Source organism: Streptococcus mitis (assembly GCF_000722765.2).
GTDB classification, from domain to species: domain Bacteria; phylum Bacillota; class Bacilli; order Lactobacillales; family Streptococcaceae; genus Streptococcus; species Streptococcus mitis_AQ.
This window is the reverse complement of sequence record NZ_CP028415.1, coordinates 1,422,718-1,446,759: the sequence shown is the minus strand read 5'-3', so window position 1 is coordinate 1,446,759 and position 24,042 is coordinate 1,422,718. Positions and strand designations below refer to the sequence as shown.

Annotated in this window: 10 protein-coding genes; all 10 read left to right on the top strand. The window is 39.4% G+C overall.

Annotated features, from left to right (window positions below):
- Positions 1–30 precede the first annotated feature (30 nt).
- The gene (locus SK637_RS07275; RefSeq protein ID WP_033689184.1) at positions 31–621 is read left to right on the top strand and encodes a uracil-DNA glycosylase family protein; all 591 of its coding nucleotides are present in this window, start codon (positions 31–33) and stop codon (positions 619–621) included.
- Positions 618–905 carry a rhodanese-like domain-containing protein gene (locus SK637_RS07270; RefSeq protein WP_033689183.1) on the top strand — a complete coding sequence of 96 codons (288 nt, stop codon included), beginning with the start codon at positions 618–620 and terminating at the stop codon, positions 903–905. Before SK637_RS07275 ends, SK637_RS07270 begins: the two co-directional genes overlap by 4 nt.
- Positions 906–1,076: 171 nt before the next feature.
- Entirely contained in the window at positions 1,077–2,402 is a 1,326-nt protein-coding gene (brnQ, locus tag SK637_RS07265; RefSeq protein WP_033689180.1) for a branched-chain amino acid transport system II carrier protein, read from the top strand.
- 203 nt (positions 2,403–2,605) lie between these two features.
- A complete protein-coding gene (locus tag SK637_RS07260; protein ID WP_033689177.1) occupies positions 2,606–3,643 on the top strand; it encodes a M42 family metallopeptidase in 1,038 nt (345 codons plus the stop codon).
- Between the two features lies 1 nt (position 3,644).
- Positions 3,645–4,115: an HIT family protein gene (locus SK637_RS07255; RefSeq protein ID WP_033689172.1), complete on the top strand. Its 471-nt coding sequence runs from the start codon at positions 3,645–3,647 to the stop codon at positions 4,113–4,115.
- A gap of 2 nt (positions 4,116–4,117) precedes the next feature.
- Positions 4,118–4,834, top strand: a complete 717-nt coding sequence (gene ldcB, locus SK637_RS07250) for an LD-carboxypeptidase LdcB/DacB (protein WP_033689170.1) — start codon at positions 4,118–4,120, stop codon at positions 4,832–4,834.
- A gap of 320 nt (positions 4,835–5,154) precedes the next feature.
- The gene (gene rplK / locus SK637_RS07240; RefSeq protein WP_001085806.1) at positions 5,155–5,580 is read left to right on the top strand and encodes a 50S ribosomal protein L11; all 426 of its coding nucleotides are present in this window, start codon (positions 5,155–5,157) and stop codon (positions 5,578–5,580) included.
- Positions 5,581–5,787: 207 nt separating this feature from the next.
- Positions 5,788–6,477 (top strand): 50S ribosomal protein L1, encoded by a 690-nt coding sequence (gene rplA, locus SK637_RS07235; protein WP_001085675.1) that lies wholly within the window; start codon positions 5,788–5,790, stop codon positions 6,475–6,477.
- A 732-nt stretch (positions 6,478–7,209) separates the two neighbouring features.
- A complete protein-coding gene (locus tag SK637_RS07230) occupies positions 7,210–15,198 on the top strand; it encodes a YSIRK-type signal peptide-containing protein (protein ID WP_033689165.1) in 7,989 nt (2,662 codons plus the stop codon).
- Between the two features lie 573 nt (positions 15,199–15,771).
- Positions 15,772–23,916, top strand: a complete 8,145-nt coding sequence (locus SK637_RS07225) for a YSIRK-type signal peptide-containing protein (protein ID WP_033689164.1) — start codon at positions 15,772–15,774, stop codon at positions 23,914–23,916.
- Positions 23,917–24,042 lie beyond the last annotated feature (126 nt).

Here is a 24,042-nt window from a genome sequence, read left to right as displayed (position 1 = left end):
TGCTTAGACTTCTTTTTGGAGGGAAAGTAGATGTCTCAAATTGAAAGAATCAAGCAGGCTATTATGTTAGATCCACAGAATGCCAGCTATACAGAGCGTGGTATTGAGCCTCTCTTTGCAGCGCCAAAGACTGCTCGCATCAATATCATCGGTCAGGCACCTGGACTTAAAACCCAAGAAGCAGGCCTTTACTGGAAAGATAAGAGTGGTGACCGCCTGAGAGACTGGCTAGGTGTGGATGAAGATACCTTTTACAATTCAGGATATTTTGCTGTTTTGCCTATGGATTTCTACTTTCCAGGGCATGGCAAGTCAGGTGACCTGCCACCGAGAACTGGTTTTGCAGAAAAATGGCATCCTCAGCTCTTGCAAGAATTACCAGATATTCAATTGACCCTCTTAATTGGGCAATATGCCCAGGCCTACTATTTGCAGGAGAAAATCAGTGGCAAGGTAACAGAACGGGTAAAACATTACCAGAACTACTTGCCAACCTATTTTCCACTAGTTCACCCCTCGCCGCGAAATCAAATCTGGATGGCCAAAAATCCTTGGTTTGAGTCAGAAGTGGTGCCGGATTTGAAAAAAAGAATTAAAACTATTTTAGGAGAAAAAGAATGAAAGAAATAACCTTTGACGCATTTTACCAGCTTTACCAAAATGACCAACTTTCTCTAGTGGACGTGAGAGAAGTGGAGGAGTTTGAAGCTCTTCATTTAGAAGGTGCTCAGAATCTACCTCTGAGTCAATTAGCTGATACTTATGATCAATTGGACAAGGATCAGTTACATTATGTTATTTGTAAATCTGGAATGAGATCGGCGCGTGCTTGCCAATTCTTATCAGAACAAGGTTATGAGGTTATCAATGTCCAAGGTGGAATGATGGCTTTTGAAGAACTGTAAACAGTAGAATTTTCTCCTACTTAGTGTGATCTTGGTAGGAGGATTTTATTTTTAGATAATTCTTATTTTTAAGAATCTTGAAAACATTCAATATTTACTTCGTGAAGCTTTTTTCATACTCCTATTCATGATATACTAGGTCAGTATTTTATAAATATGAAGGAGATTTTCATGGCTAAAAAAGGTGCCTTAACAGGTTTACTCCTGTTTGGAATATTTTTTGGTGCGGGGAACTTGATTTTTCCGCCTTCTCTAGGTGCTCTATCTGGAGAACATTTTCTTCCTGCCATCGCAGGTTTTGTCTTTTCAGGTGTCGGTATCGCCGTCTTGACTCTTATTATTGGAACGCTAAATCCTAAAGGATATATTTACGAGATTTCAACAAAGATAGCGCCTTGGTTTGCGACTCTTTACCTCTCAGTTCTTTACTTGTCAATCGGTCCATTCTTTGCTATCCCACGTACAGCTACAACAGCTTATGAAGTCGGGATTAGCCCCCTTTTGTCGGATGCAAATAAAGGTCTTGGTTTGATTGTCTTTACAGTTCTGTATTTTGCAGCAGCCTATTTGATATCGCTCAATCCATCAAAAATTTTAGACCGTATCGGCCGTATTTTAACGCCAGTCTTTGCGATTTTGATTGTTATCTTGGTTGTCCTAGGAGCTATCAAATACGGTGGAACAAGTCCTCAAGCTGCTTCAGCTGCTTATCAAGCTTCTGCCTTTGGTACAGGTTTCCTAGAAGGTTACAATACCTTGGACGCCCTTGCCTCAGTTGCTTTCAGTGTAATTGCGGTTCAAACCTTGAAACAACTTGGTTTCTCAAGTAAGAAAGAATACATTTCAACCATTTGGGTTGTTGGTATCGTTGTTGCCCTTGCCTTCAGCGCCCTTTATATCGGTTTAGGTTTCCTTGGAAATCATTTCCCAGTACCAGCTGAAGCGATGAAGGGTGGAACACCAGGTGTTTACATCTTGTCACAAGCGACTCAAGAAATCTTTGGCTCAACAGCTCAACTCTTCCTTGCAGCTATGGTTACCGTAACCTGCTTCACAACAACAGTTGGTTTGATTGTGTCTACAGCTGAGTTCTTTAATGAACGCTTCCCACAAATCAGCTACAAGGTTTATGCGACAGCCTTTACCTTGATTGGATTTGCCATTGCCAATTTGGGTCTTGATGCGATTATCAAGTACTCCATTCCAGTATTGGTTATCTTGTACCCAATCACGATTGCCATCGTTATGATTGTCATTGTCAACAAATTTGTTGCCCTTTCAAAACCAGGTATGCAGTTGACAATTGCTGTTGTTACAGCTATTGCCATTGCAAGCGTATTAGGAAGCTCATTTAAGGTTGAGTTTCTTGCAAATCTTGTCAACGCTCTTCCTTTTGCAAAGGCATCTCTTCCATGGTTGGTGCCAGCAGTTGTCGGAATCTTGCTCTCATTGGTTCTACCAAACAAGCAAGAAAGCGATGTTTTTGAAATGGAATAATCGCTAATACTCTTCGAAAATCAAATTCAAACCGCGTCAACGTCGCCTTGTCGTACTCAAGTACAGCCTGCGGCTAGTTTCCTAGTTTGCTCTTTGATTTTCATTGAGTATAAAATCACTTTTGTAGCTAAGTCTACAGGAGTGATTTTCTTTTTTTATCCGATGATAAATGTGTTATAATAGGTAGCAAAAGAGGTGAAGAAATGAATCAAACAGTAGAATATATCAAAGAACTGACAGCCATTGCGTCGCCAACGGGCTTCACTCGAGAGATTTCGGACTATTTAGTCAAGACTCTAGAAGGTTTTGGTTACCAGCCGGTTCGTACAGCCAAGGGCGGTGTCAATGTGACCATCAAAGGTCAAAGTGATGAAGAGCATCGCTATGTGACTGCCCATGTGGATACGCTGGGTGCCATTGTCCGTGCTGTTAAACCAGATGGCCGTCTCAAAATGGACCGTATCGGTGGTTTCCCTTGGAACATGATTGAAGGAGAAAACTGTACCGTTCATGTAGCTAGCACAGGTCAAAAGGTATCAGGAACCATCCTTATCCACCAGACCTCTTGCCATGTCTACAAGGATGCAGGAACTGCAGAACGCACGCAAGACAATATGGAAGTGCGTTTGGACGTCAAAGTAACAAATGAAAAAGAAACTCGTGCCTTGGGGATTGAGGTTGGTGATTTTATCAGTTTTGACCCACGAACTGTCGTGACAGAGACAGGTTTTATCAAGTCTCGTCATTTGGACGATAAGGTCAGTGCAGCAATTTTGCTCAATCTCCTTCGTATTTATAAAGAAGAGAAGATTGAATTGCCAGTAACAACCCATTTTGCTTTTTCAGTCTTTGAAGAAGTGGGACACGGTGCTAACTCTAATATTCCTGCTCAGGTAGTAGAATATCTGGCTGTGGATATGGGAGCTATGGGAGATGACCAGCAAACAGACGAATATACAGTGTCTATCTGTGTCAAGGATGCTTCTGGACCTTATCACTATGACTTCCGGCAACACTTGGTGGCTTTGGCGAAAAAACAAGATATTCCATTTAAGCTGGATATCTATCCATTTTATGGTTCAGACGCTTCAGCGGCTATGTCTGCAGGTGCAGAAGTCAAACATGCCCTTCTCGGTGCTGGTATCGAGTCTAGCCATTCTTATGAGCGTACTCATATTGACTCGGTGGTCGCAACAGAGCGTATGGTTGATGCTTATCTTAAGAGCGAATTGGTAGACTAATATGTGTTTGATTTGCCAGAGAATTGAACTCATCAAGAAGGGAGAAAATCCCTATTTTGTCAAAGAGTTGGAAACAGGCTATCTTGTGATTGGAGACCACCAGTATTTTGCAGGCTATAGTCTCTTTCTAGCCAAGGAACACGTTACCGAATTGCATCATTTAGAGAAGGAAACGAAACTCCGTTTTCTAGAGGAAATGAGTGTGGTCCAAGAGGCGGTTGCTAAGGCCTTTGCTGCTGAGAAAATGAATATCGAACTGCTAGGAAATGGCGATGCCCATCTTCATTGGCATCTGTTCCCTAGACGAAGAGGTGATATGAATGGTCACGGTCTCAAGGGACGTGGTCCAGTCTGGTGGGTTCCCTTTGAAGAAATGACAGCAGAAACCTGCCAAGTAAAACCGGATGAGATTAAAAGATTAGTCGAATGTTTATCGTCAGAAGTAGATAAATTATTAGAAATAAAGGAGTAGAAATGAAAAAAAGATACCTTGTCTTGACAGCCTTGCTAGCCTTGAGTCTAGCAGCTTGTTCACAAGAAAAAGCAAAAAATGAAGATGGCTCAGCTAAGACAGAGCAAACAGCTAAATCTGATGGAACAGTCGGAAGTAAGTCTCAAGGTGCTGCCCAGAAAAAAGCAGAAGTGGTCAATAAAGGAGACTACTACAGCATCCAAGGGAAATACGATGAAATCATCGTAGCCAATAAACACTATCCATTGTCAAAAGACTACAATCCAGGGGAAAATCCAACAGCCAAGGCTGAGTTGCTCAAACTCATCAAAGCGATGCAAGAGGCAGGATTCCCGATTAGTGATCATTACAGTGGCTTTAGAAGTTATGAGACTCAGACCAAGCTCTATCAAGATTATGTCAACCAAGATGGGAAGGCAGCAGCTGACCGTTACTCTGCCCGACCTGGCTATAGCGAACACCAGACAGGCTTGGCCTTTGATGTGATCAGCACAAATGGAGAATTGGTGACTGAAGGGAAAGCAGCCCAGTGGCTTTTGGACCATGCGGCTGATTATGGCTTTGTTGTCCGTTATCTCAAAGGTAAGGAAAAAGAAACCGGCTATATGGCTGAAGAATGGCACCTTCGTTATGTCGGAAAAGAAGCAAAAGAAATTGCTGAGAGTGGTCTCAGTTTGGAAGAATACTATGGATTTGAAGGTGGAGATTACGTCGATTAATACTCTTCGAAAATCTCTTCAAACCACGTCAGCGTCGCCTTACCGTATGTGTAGGATACTGACAACGTCAGTTCCATCTACAACCTCAAAACAGTGTTTTGAGCTGACTTCGTCAGTTTTATCTGCAACCTCAAAGCTGTACTTTGAGCAGCTTACGGCTAGCTTCCTAGTTTGCTCTTTGATTTTCATTGAGTATAAAAAATAAACTTTTCTCTTGCAATTCTAGATAAATAGTGTATAATAGATAGGTATGTGTAAAGCATACTTGTGGGAGGTAAAAATCTTTAATTACCGCCAAAACCACAAAGGAGGATTTAAAAATGGCTAAAAAAGTCGAAAAACTTGTAAAATTGCAAATCCCTGCTGGTAAAGCTACACCAGCTCCACCAGTTGGACCTGCTCTTGGTCAAGCTGGTATCAACATCATGGGATTCACAAAAGAGTTCAACGCTCGTACAGCTGACCAAGCTGGTATGATTATTCCAGTTGTTATCTCAGTTTACGAAGATAAATCATTTACTTTCATCACTAAAACACCACCAGCTGCTGTTCTTTTGAAAAAAGCTGCAGGTGTTGAAAAAGGATCAGGTACACCTAACAAAACTAAAGTTGCTACAGTTACTCGTGCACAAGTACAAGAAATTGCAGAAACTAAGATGCCAGATTTGAACGCAGCAAACATTGAGTCTGCAATGCGTATGATCGAAGGTACTGCTCGTTCTATGGGATTCACTGTTGTTGACTAATCAATAACACAGTAGAAAATCTCACAGCAGTCTATTAGTTGCTTTTCATACTAGGCAAGTGACTGATGCTTGTACTTGAGTATATCAAGGGAGCTTAACGAAGTAGGAAAAGAAAGTTAATAGACTGAAAACCCGCAAGACTTCATCATTTCGAGGAGTGACGTGGGAGATGAAAATCGATTGAACCACTTACAAGGAGAATAGAAAATGGCTAAAAAAAGCAAACAACTTCGTGCTGCTCTTGAGAAAATTGACAGCACAAAAGCATACAGCGTAGAAGAAGCTGTAGCACTTGCAAAAGAAACTAACTTTGCAAAATTTGACGCAACTGTAGAAGTTGCTTACAACTTGAACATCGACGTTAAAAAAGCTGACCAACAAATCCGTGGAGCAATGGTATTGCCAAACGGTACTGGTAAAACTTCACGCGTTCTTGTTTTCGCACGTGGTGCAAAAGCTGAAGAAGCAAAAGCTGCTGGTGCAGACTTTGTTGGTGAAGATGACCTTGTTGCTAAAATCAACGACGGTTGGTTGGACTTCGACGTAGTTATCGCTACACCTGACATGATGGCTCTTGTTGGACGTCTTGGACGTGTCCTTGGACCACGTAACTTGATGCCAAACCCTAAAACTGGTACTGTAACAATGGATGTTGCTAAAGCAGTTGAAGAGTCTAAAGGTGGTAAAATCACTTACCGTGCTGACCGTGCAGGTAACGTTCAAGCAATCATCGGTAAAGTATCATTTGAAGCTGAAAAATTGGTTGAAAACTTCAAAGCTTTCAACGAAACAATCCAAAAAGCAAAACCAGCTACAGCTAAAGGAACTTACGTAACAAACTTGACGATCACAACTACTCAAGGTGTTGGTATCAAAGTTGACGTAAACTCACTTTAATCAGTAGTTTATATCTGAGAACGAGTACGAAAGTGCTCGTTTTTTGGACTCTATAATATCTATAGGGGATTTCTTCACTACTAATCTTAGTATGTTTGTCAACTTTAGTGGGTTGAAGTCAGCTAAGATTGAGAAAGGACACATTTCGTCCTTCCTTTTTTTATATAGACAGTTTTTTGTCTAATTAGAAAAATAGCTAAAAATTTTAGAGAGTGGCATGGCATTGTTTAATTGAAAATTTTTGAGGAAAAGCCAAAAACCGAATAATAAACTGTTTCGATAAATCAGCATCTTTAGTATATAGAAACAGGAAGATTTTATAAATACCAATATAGATGAGGTATAAACCTCTATAAGAGCAGTTTATTCACTTGCATAAATCATAAAAATACGGTTTTTATAATTAAATTTTAAATGAGTTAAAATTGTAAATAATACTTAAAAAAATTATAATTTTAAAATACGAATGAAACTATTCATATAATAGAATAAAATTCGCAAAAAAAAAAATCTAACTGTAAAAACTAAAAAACATAAAATAAAAAGCGAAAGTTTAAAAGAAATTTTATATTTCAAAACAAAAAAATTGCAAAATGTTTTAAAACGTGATATTATAATTATGCATGTTAATTGTGGATGATAAATTTTCCTCTTTTGAGTTTTGAAAGAGGAATTTTTATGGTTTAGTTTACGAATTAACATGATAAAAATAAAAGGAGGTTGTTAGTCTCGATGAAAGGCAAGCAACAACAAGATTTTAGAGTAGAAAAATACATCCGTTATGGGATTCGTAAATATAGTTTTGGAGCAGCCTCAGTAGCGATTGCGGCTGGATTGATGTTCCTTGGAAATGGTGCAGTATCGGCCTCAGAAACAGCAGTTAATGGAAATGTTCCTGGTGTGGCAGTAGTATCACCTAATGCTGAAGAGAATGGAGCAACGGCTAAAGTAGAAACTGCGAAGGAAGTAAAAGTAGAGGAAACTAAGCCTGAAGTAGCGACTCCTAAAGTAGAAGAATCTAAAAAGGAAGACGCACCAAAATCTGCTGAAGAAGTTACAAAAGAAGAAGCTGCGCCTAAACTAGACAAGTCTCAACTTGAGTCTTATGTGAATGAAGTAGCTGGGAAACTCGCTGCTGGAAAATATGCAAACAAGACGGACGAAAGTTTGGCTCTTTTGAGTGCTGACTTGGAGTCAGCTAAGGCAGCTCTTTCAAGTGCTACAAGTCAAGAGGAATTGAAAGCTGCTTACAACAAACTTGTAACAACTGTAAACTCAAAACTACAAAACAAACCAGCTGAGAAAAAAGAAACACCAGCAGTTGACACTACAAATGCTAAAGAAACTGTAGGGAAAAAAGCTGAGAACACAGAGAAAAAATCTGACTCAAACGCTATCGAAAACACAGGTTCAAAAGATGAACGTAACGGTAAAGAACTAGTCCAAGGCTCGCACTTACGTTCAGCTAATGAAGGGTATACAGCTGCATCTAAAGAGTTGAGAAAAGAAAATGGTGAATTTCTTGGTTCTACAGGTAAATCTTACAAAGTACTAGATGGTAACGCTAACTACAAAATTTATGTTCATGGATACCAATCTGAAAACACTGATGTCCCTGCGGTTAATAGTGGACAAGCCGGGACAAGTGGACGTACAGATATTCCATTATCTAAAACAGAAGCTCAAAAAGTGGGACGTGAAGCAGAACTATGGAAAGGGAAACTTCGTGCTACTGGTAAACCTAACAACAATAATGTATGGGGTGCAGGAGGTGCTTATGAGTATCTAGCTACAGAAATCTATGGTTATACTTATGAACAAGGAAATCACTATGTATATCTTACAGATGTAAAAAAACGTTTTAGTTTATCACCAGAGGCAACTGCTGCAGGATACACAATTGCAAACATTCAAGCGAGTAACTTACCGCCAGGATTAGGTTATAACGCAACTACAGATACTGTAGAAGGATATATAGCATCTACTCTTCAAAACGGTGTATATGACATGCGCTATATTGTAACTGTAGAGAAAGGTGGAGCTACTCAGCAAGTTACTTTCAGAGACTTAACAGCTGGATGGATTGGATGGCAAGATTCATCTGCACCACTTATTCAAGGAAAATCAAAATTAGTAACAATAGGCGACCAAGTTAATCATAATATTAAATATGTTGATAATGATGGAATGACTCGTGATGAAAGAGCTGGTTATGTATACAGAAGTAATGGAGAAAAAGTTGTTGCCGGTTCAAAAACTGCTACTGGAGGCACGAACGGAGCAACCTTTACTGCAGTTGATGGTTCTAAAGTAAATACTGAGAACGGACCACAAACGGTCACAGCCCACACAGCCATAAACGGGAATTATACGGGAAGTACAACTTCAATAAATGATGTTGTACCAGGATTAAGTTATAATCCAAAAACAGGAGATATTACAGGAACAGCAAGTGAAGCTGGGATTTTCACAGCATCTGTTTATGCCAAAGACTATAACAATACAACCAATGCGAAAAATCAGGATTGGAATATGTATGGTCAAGAAGCTCATGAAAATATTACAATTGCAGTAGCGCCTAAGATTACTGTTAAGAATGTTGAAGCCTATGCAACAACTGTACCTGTGTCAATTTCAAAAGGTGCTAACAAAGCTGAAATTACAATGCCAGATGGAACTGTTACAAAACTTGTAGTTAAAGATGGTAACTGGACAGTTGCAGCAGGTACTACAAACACAGCTGTACAAGAAGGTACGGTATTAGGAGCTGCATCTACAACAGGAGATTCAACTCTTAACTTAACTGTAACACCAGAATCTACAAAATACGTTGGTGTGGATAGTATTGTATCAAAAGTCACAACTGATAAGGTGAAAGCAAACATCCAGCGTGAATTTGCCATGGTAACTGATGCAGCAGGTACTACATATAGAGCGGAATTTAACCGTGCAACAGGTAAATATTCATTACCGACTGAAAAAGCTTATGAGTTAAGAGACAATGGTAATGGTACATCAACTCTTATTGAACGTCGTGTATATACAGATGCGCAAGCAAATGGTGATGTTAAGTTCGTTGTTTATGAATTTGAACGTACATGGAATGCAACATCTTCAGCGTCAACACTAGCAGACAAAATTGCTGAAATCCGTAAAAATGGTGAGGTAACAGCAGTAGGTAATGTTACACGTACAGAGACTCTAGTTAAAAAGGATAATACATCTTCAGAACAAGGAATGGTAGTTACAGTAAGCTATGACTCAGTAACAAACCAATGGACATCTTCTGACGGTACAGCAGTAACAGCTAAACAATCAAATGCTGGTTGGGAAATTGAAACAGCATCAGGATTTAAAGGGTATGTAGCATACCGTGAAGCAAGCTCAACAGACGTAGCATCAATTCAAAATGCTAAACCAACAGGAACTTCAACAAGTTATTCAGAAGCAAAAGGTACATCAGTAGACTTAATCAAGTCAACTAAAGCAAATGTAGCATTCGCGGATACAATCGATGATAAAACATCAGCAACAGATTCTGATACTATTAAGACAAAAGTAACAGCAACTGCACCAGATGGCACAGTAACTACTTTTGATGGAGCTCAAGCAGAAGAAACGGCTTATATTCAAGCGCAACGTACAGCAGCAGCTAAAACTCAAGCGGCAGCAACAGCTGTAAAAGAACAACAAGAATCACAAAATGAATTAGCACGTCTTCAAGAACTATTAGATCGTTCAACAAGAACGGTAGAAGATGCTCAATCAGCATTAGACAACTTGAAATTACGTACAATTTCTCCAACAGCTCAAGAATTAGCAGAGAGAAAACTTACGCATGTTAAAGAATTTAAAGCATCTATTGAAGCGCAATTAGCAACAGCTCAAACAAATCTATCAACAAAAAATACTGAAGTAGAGTCAACACGTACTGCAGCTTTAGAAGCTGAAAGAGCAGTAGAAACTGCGCGTGCAGCCCTTAAAGCAGCAGCTGAAGCAAACTTGGCTAGAGCTAATGCTTATGTATTATCTCAAAAAGGACGTTACAAAGTAACAGCAAGAGCAGTAGATTCAAACGGTGTTGTGACAACTCCAACAGTAGATGGAACAGATGCTGGTGAAGTTACAGAAGATGCAGTAGCAGAAACAACTTACTACATCGTAGTAACAGATCCAGAGAAATCATCAGGAGCTCAAGGTCAGAAACAAACTGACTCAATGGTAGATAACTTCAATGATGGAAAAGAAGGAACTACAGTATCAGATTACAAACTAGTAGATCCAACAACAGGAAATAAAGTTTCTTCAGTAACAACTGATCAAGGAACTTATACAGTAGATCCAACGACAGGTGAAGTAAGTTTCACTCCAGTAGAAGGATTTGTAGGTACAGCAGCTCCTATCACAGTAGCAGCAGATGTGACATTTAATGACGAGTCAGGTAACCCAGTAACAGTACCAGTTTCAAATACCTATACACCAACTGTATATGGAATTGACCCAGCTGATGATGAAACGACTGGTAAACAAGGTCAAACGCAGACATCTATTTCTGGAAAAGAGCGTTTTGAAGAACTAAACACTACAACTAATACACCTGATGGAACAAATGTAGATTGGACAACAGCTGCATATTCTCTAGAAGGAGCTAATACTGAAGGTAAAGTGGTAGTTGATGGAGAAGGAACATACTCAATCAATCCAACAACAGGTGTAGTAACATTTGAACCACTTCCAACATTTACAGGAAAAGCTAAAGGTGTTAATGTACAAGTATCAGTAACAGCAACTGACTCAGAAGGAAACAAAGTTCCAGTTACTTCAAAAGGGTCTTATACTCCAAAAGTAACACCAGTAACTCCAACAGGAGAAGGTGTAACTTCAAGTGGTAAACAAGGACAAGAACAAACAGGAACTCCTAGATTTACTCAAGGTGATGAAACAGCACCAATCACAATTACAGCAGAGCAACCAGCTAAATTCGTAGTAAATGGACAACCAGTAGAGTCAACAGAAATTCCAGCAACAAAAGATGGAAAAGAAGTTGGTAAATACGTAATCGATCCATTAACAGGTGTTGTAACATTCAAACCAAACAAAGACTTTGTTGGTACTCCAGATCCAGCAACTGTTGAAGTTAAGGATAAGAATGGAACACCTGCTACAGCAACTTACACACCAACGGTAACACCAGTAGTTCCAACGGCAACACCGAAAGAAACATCTGGCAAACAAGGTCAACCACAAACTCAAGAAACTGAGACAATGTTCAAAAAAGGTGACGAAGTAGCCCCAATTGATAAGACAACTGTTAAATTGGTAGACCCAAGTGGTAACGAAGTAACAACTCTTCCAGCAACAAAAGATGGAAAAGAAGTTGGAACATACACAATCGATCCAACAACAGGAGTAATCACATTCCAACCAAACAAAGACTTCACAGGTACACCAGATCCAGCTAAGGTTGTAGCGAAGGATACTAATGGAACAAAAGTAGAAACAACATACACCCCAACAGTAACCCCAGTTACACCAACAGCAGAACCAAAAGAAACATCTGGAAAACAAGGTCAACCACAAACTCAAGAAACTGAGACAATGTTCAAAAAAGGTGACGAAGTAGCCCCAATTGATAAGACAACTGTTAAATTGGTAGACCCAAGTGGTAATGAAGTAACCACAATGCCAGCTCTTAAAGATGGCAAGGAAGTTGGAACATACACAATTGATCCAACAACAGGAGTAATTACATTCCAACCAAACAAAGACTTCACAGGTACACCAGATCCAGCGAAAGTTGTAGCGAAGGATACTAACGGAACTAAGGTAGAAACAACATACACCCCAACAGTAACCCCAGTTACACCAACAGCTGAGCCAAAAGAAACAACAGATATTCAAGGTAAAACACAAACAGGTAAACCAACCTTCACACCAGGTGCTAATGAAGTACCAATGAATGATGAAGTACCAGCAACCTTCGAAGATGGATCAAAAGAAAAAGTCATCCCAGGTGAGGGAACATATACAGTTGCACCAGATGGAACAGTAACATTCGTCCCTGAGAAGACATTCACAGGTAAAGGTACAGGAGTAACCGTTAAGCGTGTAGATAAGAACGGAACACCAGTAACAGCTAAATACACACCAAACGTAACCCCAGTAACTCCAACCGCAGACCCAGCTGAAACAACAGATATTCAAGGTAAAACACAAACAGGTAAACCAACCTTCACACCAGGTGCTGATGAAGTACCAATGGATGATGAAGTACCAGCAACCTTCGAAGATGGATCAAAAGAAAAAGTCATCCCAGGTGAGGGAACATATACAGTTGCACCAGATGGAACAGTAACATTCGTACCTGAGAAGACATTCACAGGTAAAGGAACAGGCGTAACAGTTAAGCGTGTAGATAAGAATGGTACACCAGTAACAGCTAAATACACCCCAACAGTAACTCCAGTAACTCCAACTGCAGACCCTGCTGAAACAACAGATATCCAAGGTAAAGAACAAAACGGAAAACCAACCTTCACACCAGGAAACCCAGACGTACCAATGGATGATGAAGTACCAGCAACCTTCGAAGATGGATCAAAAGAAAAAGTTATCCCAGGTGAAGGAACATACACAGTAGCACCAGATGGCACAGTAACCTTCACCCCAGAGAAGACATTCACAGGAAAAGGAACAGGCGTAACAGTTAAGCGTGTAGACAAGAATGGTACACCAGTAACAGCTAAATACACACCAAACGTAACCCCAGTAACCCCAACTGCAGATCCAGCTGAAACAACAGATATCCAAGGTAAAGAACAAAACGGTAAACCAACCTTCACACCAGGAAACCCAGACGTACCAATGGATGATGAAGTACCAGCAACCTTCGAAGATGGATCAAAAGAAAAAGTCATCCCAGGTGAAGGAGCATACACAGTAGCACCAGATGGCACAGTAACCTTCACCCCAGAGAAGACATTCACAGGAAAAGGAACAGGAGTAACAGTTAAGCGTGTAGATAAGAATGGAACACCAGTAACAGCTAAATACACTCCAACAGTAACTCCAGTAACTCCAACTGCAGACCCTGCTGAAACAACAGACATCCAAGGTAAAGAACAAAACGGCAAACCAACCTTCACACCAGGTAATCCAGACGTACCAATGGATGATGAAGTACCAGCAACCTTCGAAGATGGATCAAAAGAAAAAGTTATCCCAGGTGAAGGAACATACACAGTAGCACCAGATGGCACAGTAACCTTCACCCCAGAGAAGACGTTCACAGGAACAGGTACAGGAGTAACCGTTAAACGTGTAGATAAGAATGGTACACCAGTAACAGCTAAATACACCCCAACAGTAACTCCAGTAACTCCAGAAGGAACACCTGCAGAATCTGAAGGACCTAAAGGGCAACCACAAACAGGAACACCTGAATTCAAACCAGGAAACCCTAATGTACCAATCGATGAAACTGTTAAACCAACATTTGACGATGGCACAACTGAGAAGAAAGTACCAGGCGAAGGAACATACACAATCGATGAAAACGGTAAAGTAACCTTCACTCCAGAACCTAACTTCGTAGGTAAAGCAACAGGAGTAACAGTTAAACGTGTAGATAAGAACGGTACACCAGTAACAGCTACCTACACTCCAACAGTTCGTCCAGATACTAAATTTGTGGTTGTAGGTAAAGATGGAAAAGAAACTGAATTAATTCCATCTAAAGATGGAAAGACACCATCTGAAGTAATTCCAGGATACAAAGTTGTTAAAACTGAAGTTGACGAAAAAGGAAATACAAAATACGTCTACGAAAAAGTTACAACAACTCATAAAGATAAAGATGGCAATGTAATTCCAGGAACAACTACTGAGGAAGGTACAACTCCTAAGAAAGATATCCCAGGTTACCGCTTCGTTGAAACTAAGACTCTTCCAAACGGCGATACAGAGCACGTCTATGAAAAAGTTAAGACTTCATTCAAGGATAAAGACGGAAACGAAATTCCAAACTATCCAACAGAAGACGGCGAACAACCTAAGAAAGATATCCCAGGCTACCGCTTCGTAGAGACTAAGAAACTTCCAAATGGCGACATCGAACACGTTTATGAGAAAGTTAAGACAAGTTATAAGGATAAAGACGGAAACGAAATTCCAAACTATCCAACAGAAGATGGTGAACAACCTAAGAAAGATATCCCAGGCTACCGCTTCGTAGAGACTAAGAAACTTCCAAACGGCGACATCGAACACGTTTATGAGAAAGTTACAACTCCGCCAGTAAGTCCATATAATCCAACACCAATTACAGAAAAAGTTTTAACAACTTATGTAGATGAAAAAGGTGAATTGATTATTCCAGACGAAAACGGATCACATCCAGGTAAGCCATTAGAAGGTTATGAGTTAGTTCGTACAGAAACAGATGCTAATGGTAATGTTCATAATGTTTACCGTAAGATCCAATCTCAAAAACCAGTACAACCGGTAGAGCCAGCTACTCCAGCAATGCCTGAACAGCCAGCTAAACCTCAAGTACCAGCTACTCCAGCACAACCAGTACAACCAACGGTAGTGAAAGAAGCTGAAGTTAAGCGCGAATTGCCAAATACTGGTACAGAAGACAATGCTAGCCTTGCAGCACTTGGACTTCTCGGAGTATTGAGCGGATTTGGTCTTGTAGCTCGCAAGAAGAAAGAAGACTAATCAGTTCTTCAGATCTGATAAATAAAGAAAATGAATGAAATGTAGATAGATTTGTAATGAATGACTATCTACTTCATTCATTTTTTCTTTTTTATATATTGAATTTTATATCTAGATCTTATACAAATAATAAGGGAAAGATTATTATTTTATTCGTAATAGTGATCATTTTTTCTATAAATGTTTATAAAATGTATTTTGATTTTTGTTAAAAAACAAAAACAATATGACAATACATAAAATATAGAAACAAGCTTTCTTTTTATACAATGCTACAAAGGGGGGCTTTATCTGTATGAAATAGGGAAAAATATTAATTGAAATGTTAGTTTTATAATTAAGGAGTTACCCTGTCGTATACATTTTGAACAATTATTTATTTGTTATCATATTTATTGCTAAAGGAACAAAAAAATGGTAGAATGACTATGAATATTGATGGTGTTTGCTGGTTCTATCTAAAAGGATAGTCCTCTGAGTATTTTGGAAAATATAAAGGGGTCTTTTTGTGTATTAGCTTGCCTATTAATATCGCTAATAAACACACTATTTTATGGAGGATATTTCTCAAAGATGAAGGATAAACAGAAAGATTTCCGAACGGAAAAGTACATTCGTTACGGTATTCGTAAGTATAGTTTTGGAGCAGCATCAGTAGCGATTGCGGCTGGTTTGATGTTCCTTGGAAATGGCGCGGTATCAGCGACAGAGGTGCAAGGTGCAGAAACTACAGTAGCAGTAGCTCCGGTTGAAAAAACTGATCAGGGTACTACTGAAGGAAAATCAGAGATTGAAAAGCCTGCAGAAGCAAAACCTGAAGTTAGAGTAGAAGAAACTAAAAAAGTAAATAAAGCTTCTCTTGAAGCAAAAATTGCCACTTTAGAATCTAAACTTTCAACTGCTAAACATGCGGATGCTTCGGTAGTAAGTTCAGCGAAGGAAGTATTGGCAACTGCTAAAGCAGCTCTTGCTAAGGTAGATGCTAGCCAAGCAGATGTAGATGCACAGGCAGAAACTGTATCATCTTTGAGCACAGCTGTAACTGAATCAAATAAATTAGGATTAGAAAAAGAACAAGCTGATAAAGATAAGGCAGCAAAAGAAGAAGCAGAAAAGAACGCTACACCAACAGAAAAAGCGATTTCAGCTGCAACGACTGTTTTGACACAAGTATCATCAGAAGCTGAAGTAACGAACAAATTGGCTGAAACTGAACTTACTAAAGCTGATATCAAAGAAGAAAATAAGGCAGCAGTTACAGCAGCAGTCGCTAAGAACCAAGCAGTTCTGGCTGAAACTAAGGATCTTCTTGCTGATAAGAGTGTTACAAAAGAGCAAGTAGATGCACAATTGGAACGTCTTAATGAATCAATCCTTGCAGTCTACAATGAATTGAAAAACGCAGGAATCAATCGTGACGGTAAGTTCGCGGTAGCTCTTTCAGCTAACGAAGGATATACAGCAGCTTCTACAGCATTACGAAAAGAAAATGGCGAATTTGATGGAGCTACTGGTAAATCTTACAAAGTTTTAGACGGTAACAGCAACTATAAAATATATGTTCATGGATATCAATCAGACAATACAGATGTGCCAGCAGCAAACAATGGTAAAGCTGGGACAAGTGGACGTACAGATATTCCATTATCAAAAACAGAAGCACAAAAAGTAGGGCGTGAAGCAGAACTATGGAAAGGAAAACTTCGTGCTACTGGTAAATCTAACAACAATAATGTATGGGGAGCAGGTGGAGCTTACGAATACTTAACTACAGAAATCTACGGATATACTTATGAACAAGGAAACCACTATGTGTATATCACTGATGCTAAAAAACGTTTCAGTTTATCACCAGAAGCGGAAGCAGCAGGATATAAAATTAAAAATATCCAACTAAGTAACTTAGTTCCTGGTACAGGATACAATGAAAAAACAGATACTGTAGAAGGGTACGTAGCAGCGAACATTCAAAATGGTGTTTACGATATGCGTTATATCGTTACAGTTGAAAAAGATGGACAAACTCAAGATATTGCTTTCCGTGACTTAACAGCTGGATGGATTGGATGGCAAGACTCAACAGCTCCATTAATTAAAGGTACATCTACAATGGTCACAATTGGAGATGAAGTGGACCATAATATTAAATATGTTGATAACGATGGTGTGAATAAGGATACTCGTGCTAACTATGCTCGTACTGATGGAACTCCATTTACAGCTGGTTCTAAAGCAGCCCCATCATCGACAGCTAAAACAGCAGACTTCACAGCTATTGATGGAAGTAAAGTAAGAGCGATGACAAATCCTCAAACAGTTACGGCACACACTACATTAAATGGAGTATATACAGGAAAAGACACACCTATTAAGGATGTTGTTCCTGGTTTAGATTATAATCCAGAATCAGGTTCAGTTCACGGTACAGCAACGGAAGCTGGAATCTTCACTGTAGCAGCATATGCTAAAGACTACAACAACTCAACAAACTCTAAGAATCAAGACTGGACAATGAATGGGCAAGAAGCTCACGAAAATATTACGGTTGCAGTAGCTCCTAAAGTTACAGTATCTAACGTGGAAGCTTATGCAACAAAAGTTCCTGTAACAGTTTCTAATGGTGCGAACAAAGTAGAAATTACAATGCCAGATGGAACAGTTACAAACTTAGTAGTTAAAGATGGTAAGTGGACAGTAGCTGCAGGAACTACCAATACTGCGGTTAGAGAAGGAGATCAATTAGGAGATGCATCAACAACAACATCTTCGAAATTCAATCTTCCTGTAACATCTGATTCTACGCAATACGTTGGGATAGATAGCATTGCAGCTAAGGCAGTTACAGACAAAGTACGTGCAGATTTACAACGTGAAGTTGTGAAAGTAAAAGATAAAGACAATAAAGAATATACAGCTACTTTCAATAGTGCAACAGGTAAATACAATCTTCCAAATGAAGATGCGTATGTACTGAAAGACAATGGAGATGGCACTACAACATTAACAGAACGTCGTGTTTACACAGATGCAAAAGCAGACGGAAGTATTGATTACATCGTTTATGAATTTACTCGTACATGGAATGCGACTTCAAACGCAGCTACTTTAACAGAAAAAGTTGCGGAAATCCGTAAAAATGGTGAAGTAACAGCAGTAGGTGACGTTACACGTACAGTTACTGCATTACCAAAAGAGCAAACAACCAATGCACAGGGAGTTACTGTTACTGTGACTTACGATTCAGCAACAAATACATGGACTGCTTCTGATGGTTCGACTGTTACTGCTGAAAAATCAAATGCAGGATGGAAGATTTCTACAGATTCTGGATTCAAAGGATACGTAGCATATCGTGAAGCATCAAGTACAGATGTAGCATCTATCCAAAATGATAAACCAGCGGGAACATCAACAAGTTACGCAGATACACAAGGAAACTCTGTAGACTTATTGAAATCACCTAAAGCGAATGTAGCGTTTGAAGATAAAATTGACGATGAGTCAGATGATGCACAATCTGAAACAATTAAAACTAAATTAACGGTAACTTCACCAAGTGGAGCGAAAAAAGAATTTAACTTAGCAGAAGCAGAAGAAAAAGCATTTATTCAAGCACAACGTACTGCAGCAGAAAAAACAAAAGCAGCAGCAGAAGCAATTGCGAACGCTCGAGGAGCAAATAATGAATTAGCGAAAATTCAAGAATTAGTAGACCGTCAAGATAGAATAGTAGAAGATGCTCAAAAAGCATTAGACGATTTAAATCTTCGTACAATTTCACCAACAGCGAGAGATTTAGCTGAGAAGAAATTAAATGCGGCAAAAGAACAACAAGCTTCACTAAAAGCAGAATTAGATAAAGCGGTAGCAGCATTACCTGGTGTAGAAGCAAAAGTGAAATCAGCTCGTGATGAAGCTCTTGCAGCTGAAAAAGCTGTAGAAACAGCTCGTGGAGCATTAAAAACAGCAGCTGAGAAAAACTTAGCAAACCCAGAAATCGCGGCCTATACTTTAGGTGAGTATGGAAGTTACAAAGTAACAGTAAGAGCTGTTGACTCAAACGGTGTTGTAACCACTCCAACAGTAGGGAAAACAGATTCAGGAGAAGTTACAGAAGATGCAGTTGCAGAAACAACTTACTACATCGTAGTTTCTAAACCTGAAAAGTCTTCTGGTGCAGAAGGTCAAGAACAAACTGATTCAATGGAAACAGGATTCAAGACTGGTTTACCAAATGATGCATCAGTTTCTGACTACAAACTTGTAGATCCAGTATCAGGTCAAAAAGTAAGCTCTGTAACGACTAGTGAAGGTACTTATGAAATTGATGAAAACACAGGCAAAGTGAACTTCACACCAGCTCCAGGATTTATCGGTACGGCTAAAGCTTTAACAGTTTCAGCTAATGTAACCTTAACTGGTGATGATGGAAACCCAGTAGTGGTAGAATCTTCAACTACATATACACCAACTGTATATGGTGTTAAACCATCAAGCGATGAAACTAAAGGAAAACAAGGACAAGCTCAAAATTCTAAACCAGGAAGTGAACGTTTCTCTGAATTAAATACAGGAACTAACACTCCAGATGGTACAAATGTAGACTGGACAACAGCGAAGTACTCATTAGAAGGTGCTAATGAAGAAGGTAAAGTTGTAGTAGAAGGTGAAGGAACATATGCCATCGATCCAGCTACAGGTGTAGTAACGTTTACACCAGAACCAACATTCAAAGGTAAAGCGCAAGGAGTAGAGGTTAAAGTTTCGGTAACAGCTACTGACTCAGAAGGAAATAAAGTTGAAGTTACATCTAGTGGTGACTACACTCCAGAAGTAGAAGAAGTAGAACCAACTGCAGAACCAAAAGAGACAAGTGGAAAACAAGGTAAACCACAAACTCAAGATGCAACTACAATGTTTAAAGAAGGTGACAAATCAGCACCAATTGAGAAGTCAACAATCAAACTTGTAGATCCAAATGGTAATGAAGTTACAACAATGCCAGCTCTTAAAGATGGAAAAGAGGTAGGTACATATACTCTAGATCCAGAAACTGGAGTAATCACATTCCAACCAAATAAAGACTTCACTGGAACACCAGACCCAGCTAAAGTAACTGCGGCAGACAAAAATGGAACAAAAGTTGAAACAACTTACACTCCAACAGTGACTCCAGTAGTACCAGAAGGACAAGATAAAACTACTACAAACCTTCAAGGTAAACCTCAACAAAGTAGAGTTACATTTACACCAGGAGACGATGAATTCCCAATAGACGATAAAGTACCTGCAACATTTGAAGATGGTACAACTGAAAAAGTAGTACCAGGAGAAGGAACATACACAGTAGATCCAGATGGAACAGTTCACTTCCAACCAGAAAAACAATTCACAGGTGTAGCTAAAGGTGTAACAGTAAAACGTGTTGATACAAATGGTACGCCAGCTACTGCGAAATACACACCGATTGTTAAACCAGTAGTGCCAGAAGGATTCGATAACATCACTACAGGAGTCCAAGGTCAAACACAAAGTGGTAAACCATATTTTGTACCAGGTGATCCAACGGTGCCGATTAATTACGATGCTCCAGCAACATTACTTGATCCAGTAACGAAACAACCTGTTCCTTCAAATGAACTTCCAGCGAAAGATCCAGAAGGAAATGTAATTGGTAAATATACTTTAGATCCTACTACAGGGGTAGTGACATTCACACCAAAAGATAAAAGTTATGTAGGACCAGTACAACCAGTAACAGTTCAACGTGTAGATAAAAATAATACACCAGCAACAGCTGAATATACTCCAGTAATCGTAGGGGTTAAACCAACGGCTAAGCCAGCCGAATCAACTGATGTACAAGGTGCAACTCAAAAACAACCTATTACATTCAAAGGTGGAACTGCAGATTTAGAAGATCCAGTTGGAAACCCAATTAAATCAGATCCAGTTCCGATTAATCCAGGTTCAGTTACATTAGTAGGTGAAAATGGAAAACCAACTGATGAAGTAGTTGTAAAAGATCCAAAAGATCCAACTAAAGTAATCGGTAAGTATACACTTGTAAAAGAACCAGGAAAAGATCCGATTGCAGTATACACACCAGAAGATAAAACATATGTAGGACCAGTTCCGCCGGTAACTATTCAAGCAGCAGATATGAACGGAACTCCAGTAAGAACTACGTACACACCTAACATTAAACCTGTTAAACCAACAGCAACACCAGCTAAAACAACAGATGTTCAAGGTAAAGCGCAAACAGGACTACCAGAATTCAAAGGTGGAACAGTAACGGTTAACAACGAAGAGAAAGTTGTTCCAATTGATGAAACAAAAGCTCCAAAACTAATTGATCCAACAACAGGGCAACCAACTGATAAAGTTGTAGTTGAAGGAGAAGGAACATACACAATCGAAGATGGTAAAGTGAAATTCCAACCAGAACCACAATTCACAGGAACAGCTACAGGTGTAGAAGTTCAACGTGAAGATACAAACGGAACAGCTGTAAAAGCTAAATACACTCCAACGGTAACTCCAGTTAAACCAACAGGAGAAGACGTGACATCAGAAGATGTACAAGGTGTACCTCAAACAGGAACACCAGTATTTAAAGGTGGAGATAAAGAAGTTCCAATTGATGGAACAGTACCTGCCAAATTAATCGATCCAGAAACAGGAAAACCAACAGATGGACCAGTAACAATTCCTGGAGAAGGAACATACACAATTGATCCTAACTCTGGAGAAGTAACATTCACTCCAAATAAAGACTTCACTGGTCAAGCAATAGGAGTAACTGTTCAACGTCAAGATACGAACGGAACAACAGTTCAAGCAAACTACACTCCTAAAGTGAAAGGTGTAATACCGACAGCAACACCAGCTAAATCTAAAGATATTCAAGGTAAATCACAAACAGGATTACCAGAATTCAAAGGTGGAACAGTAACAGTTAATGGTGTAGCAAAAACTGTTGAGATTGATGAAACAAAAGCACCTAAACTAATTAATCCAGAAACAGGAGAACCAACTGATGAAGCAGTAGTAATTCCTGGAGAAGGAACATACACAATCGAAGATGGTAAAGTGAAATTCCAACCAGAACCACAATTTACTGGAAAAGGAGAAGGTGTAGAAGTTCAACGTGTTGATAAGAATGGAACGCCAGTAACAGCTAAGTATACTCCAAAAGTAGTGCCAGTAACGCCAACTGGAGAAGATAAGACATCAGTAGGACCTAAAGGTCAAGTTCAAAAAGGAACACCAGTATTTGAAGGCGGATCAGCGGAAATCAATGGTAAAGAAGAAACTGTTGAAATTAATAAGGATGTTCCAGCTAAACTAGTTGATCCTAAGACGGGTGATCCGGTTGATTCTGTAACAGTTGACGGTGAAGGAACATACACAATCGATCCTAAGACTGGAGAAGTAACATTCACACCAGAACCAGAATTCCTAGGAACAGCTACAGGAGTAACTGTACAACGTGTAGATAAGAACGGAACAGAAGTAACGGCTAAATACACTCCAACAGTAACACCAGTAACAGCGACTGTAGACAAAACTTCAGAAGGACCTAAGAATACTCCTCAATCTGAAACTCCAGAGTTCACAGGAGACGTAGATTTAGATGTGCCACCAACATTCTCTGATGGTTCAACTAAGATGGTTGTTGACGGAGAAGGAACTTATACTATCGATAAAGATGGTAAAGTAACATTTACTCCAGAAGAAGATTACGTAGGAACTGGAGAAGGTGTAACTGTTGTAAGAAAAGATAAAGCAGGAAAAACAATTGCTGCTAAATACACTCCAACAGTTCGTCCAGGTACAGACTTCGTAGATGAGAATGGTAAAGAAATTCCAGGGTTCCCAAGTAAAGATGGAGAACAACCTAAGGTAGATATTCCAGGATATAGATATAAAGAAACAATCACTGATGAGCATGGAAATACTCGTCATATCTATGAACAAGTGAAAACATTCTTCAAGGATAAAGATGGAAATGAAATTCCAAAAGTTCCAACTGAAAAAGGCGAACAACCTAAGAAAGATATCCCAGGCTACCGCTTCGTAGAAACTAAACCACTTCCAAATGGAGATACTGAGCATATCTACGAAAAAGTGAAGACATTCTTCAAGGATAAAGATGGAAATCCAATTCCAAATACTCCAACAGAAGAAGGCGAACAACCTAAGAAAGATATTCCAGGCTATCGCTTTGTGGAAACTAAACCACTTCCAAACGGAGATGTTGAACATGTCTACGAAAAAGTAACACCACCAGCTCCAACCCCTTCACCTGTTCCTCAACCAAATCCAGGTAAACAAACTACAACAACTTGGACAGATGAGAAAGGTAATCCATTGAAATCAACGGAACCAGGTTCTAAAGAGCCCGGAACAATTCCAGGTTATGAATATGTCAAGACTGTGACAGATTCAAATGGAAATATCAGACATATCTTCCAAAAAATTGAGATGCCAACTCCAACACCAGTTGAGCCAAGTCAACCAGTACAACCAGTTTCTCCGCAAGAGCCAATAAGCCCTGAGCAACCAAAACAACCAGCAACACCTAAATATGTTGAAGGTCAAAAAGAATTGCCAAATACTGGTACAGAAGACAATGCTAGCCTTGCAGCACTTGGACTTCTCGGGGTCTTGAGTGGATTTGGTCTTGTAGCTCGCAAGAAGAAAGAAGATTAATTAAAATCTTTCTGATAAACGAATATAGTAGAAAACCAATGATGTAAAAGTCATTGGTTTTTTGCAATTTCCAATGCTGTCTAAAAATAATTGTATTATCATTCGTTAAAAGCTGGTAAATATTTA

What these genes read in the sequence shown, in the direction of transcription:
- SK637_RS07270 (WP_033689183.1), top strand. Translation starts at nt 618, where the DNA reads ATGAAAGAAATAACCTTTGACGCATTTTACCAGCTTTACCAAAATGAC.
- SK637_RS07275 (WP_033689184.1), top strand. Translation starts at nt 31, where the DNA reads ATGTCTCAAATTGAAAGAATCAAGCAGGCTATTATGTTAGATCCACAG.
- SK637_RS07225 (WP_033689164.1), top strand. Translation starts at nt 15,772, where the DNA reads ATGAAGGATAAACAGAAAGATTTCCGAACGGAAAAGTACATTCGTTAC.
- ldcB (WP_033689170.1), top strand. Translation starts at nt 4,118, where the DNA reads ATGAAAAAAAGATACCTTGTCTTGACAGCCTTGCTAGCCTTGAGTCTA.
- brnQ (WP_033689180.1), top strand. Translation starts at nt 1,077, where the DNA reads ATGGCTAAAAAAGGTGCCTTAACAGGTTTACTCCTGTTTGGAATATTT.
- SK637_RS07255 (WP_033689172.1), top strand. Translation starts at nt 3,645, where the DNA reads ATGTGTTTGATTTGCCAGAGAATTGAACTCATCAAGAAGGGAGAAAAT.
- SK637_RS07230 (WP_033689165.1), top strand. Translation starts at nt 7,210, where the DNA reads ATGAAAGGCAAGCAACAACAAGATTTTAGAGTAGAAAAATACATCCGT.
- rplA (WP_001085675.1), top strand. Translation starts at nt 5,788, where the DNA reads ATGGCTAAAAAAAGCAAACAACTTCGTGCTGCTCTTGAGAAAATTGAC.
- rplK (WP_001085806.1), top strand. Translation starts at nt 5,155, where the DNA reads ATGGCTAAAAAAGTCGAAAAACTTGTAAAATTGCAAATCCCTGCTGGT.
- SK637_RS07260 (WP_033689177.1), top strand. Translation starts at nt 2,606, where the DNA reads ATGAATCAAACAGTAGAATATATCAAAGAACTGACAGCCATTGCGTCG.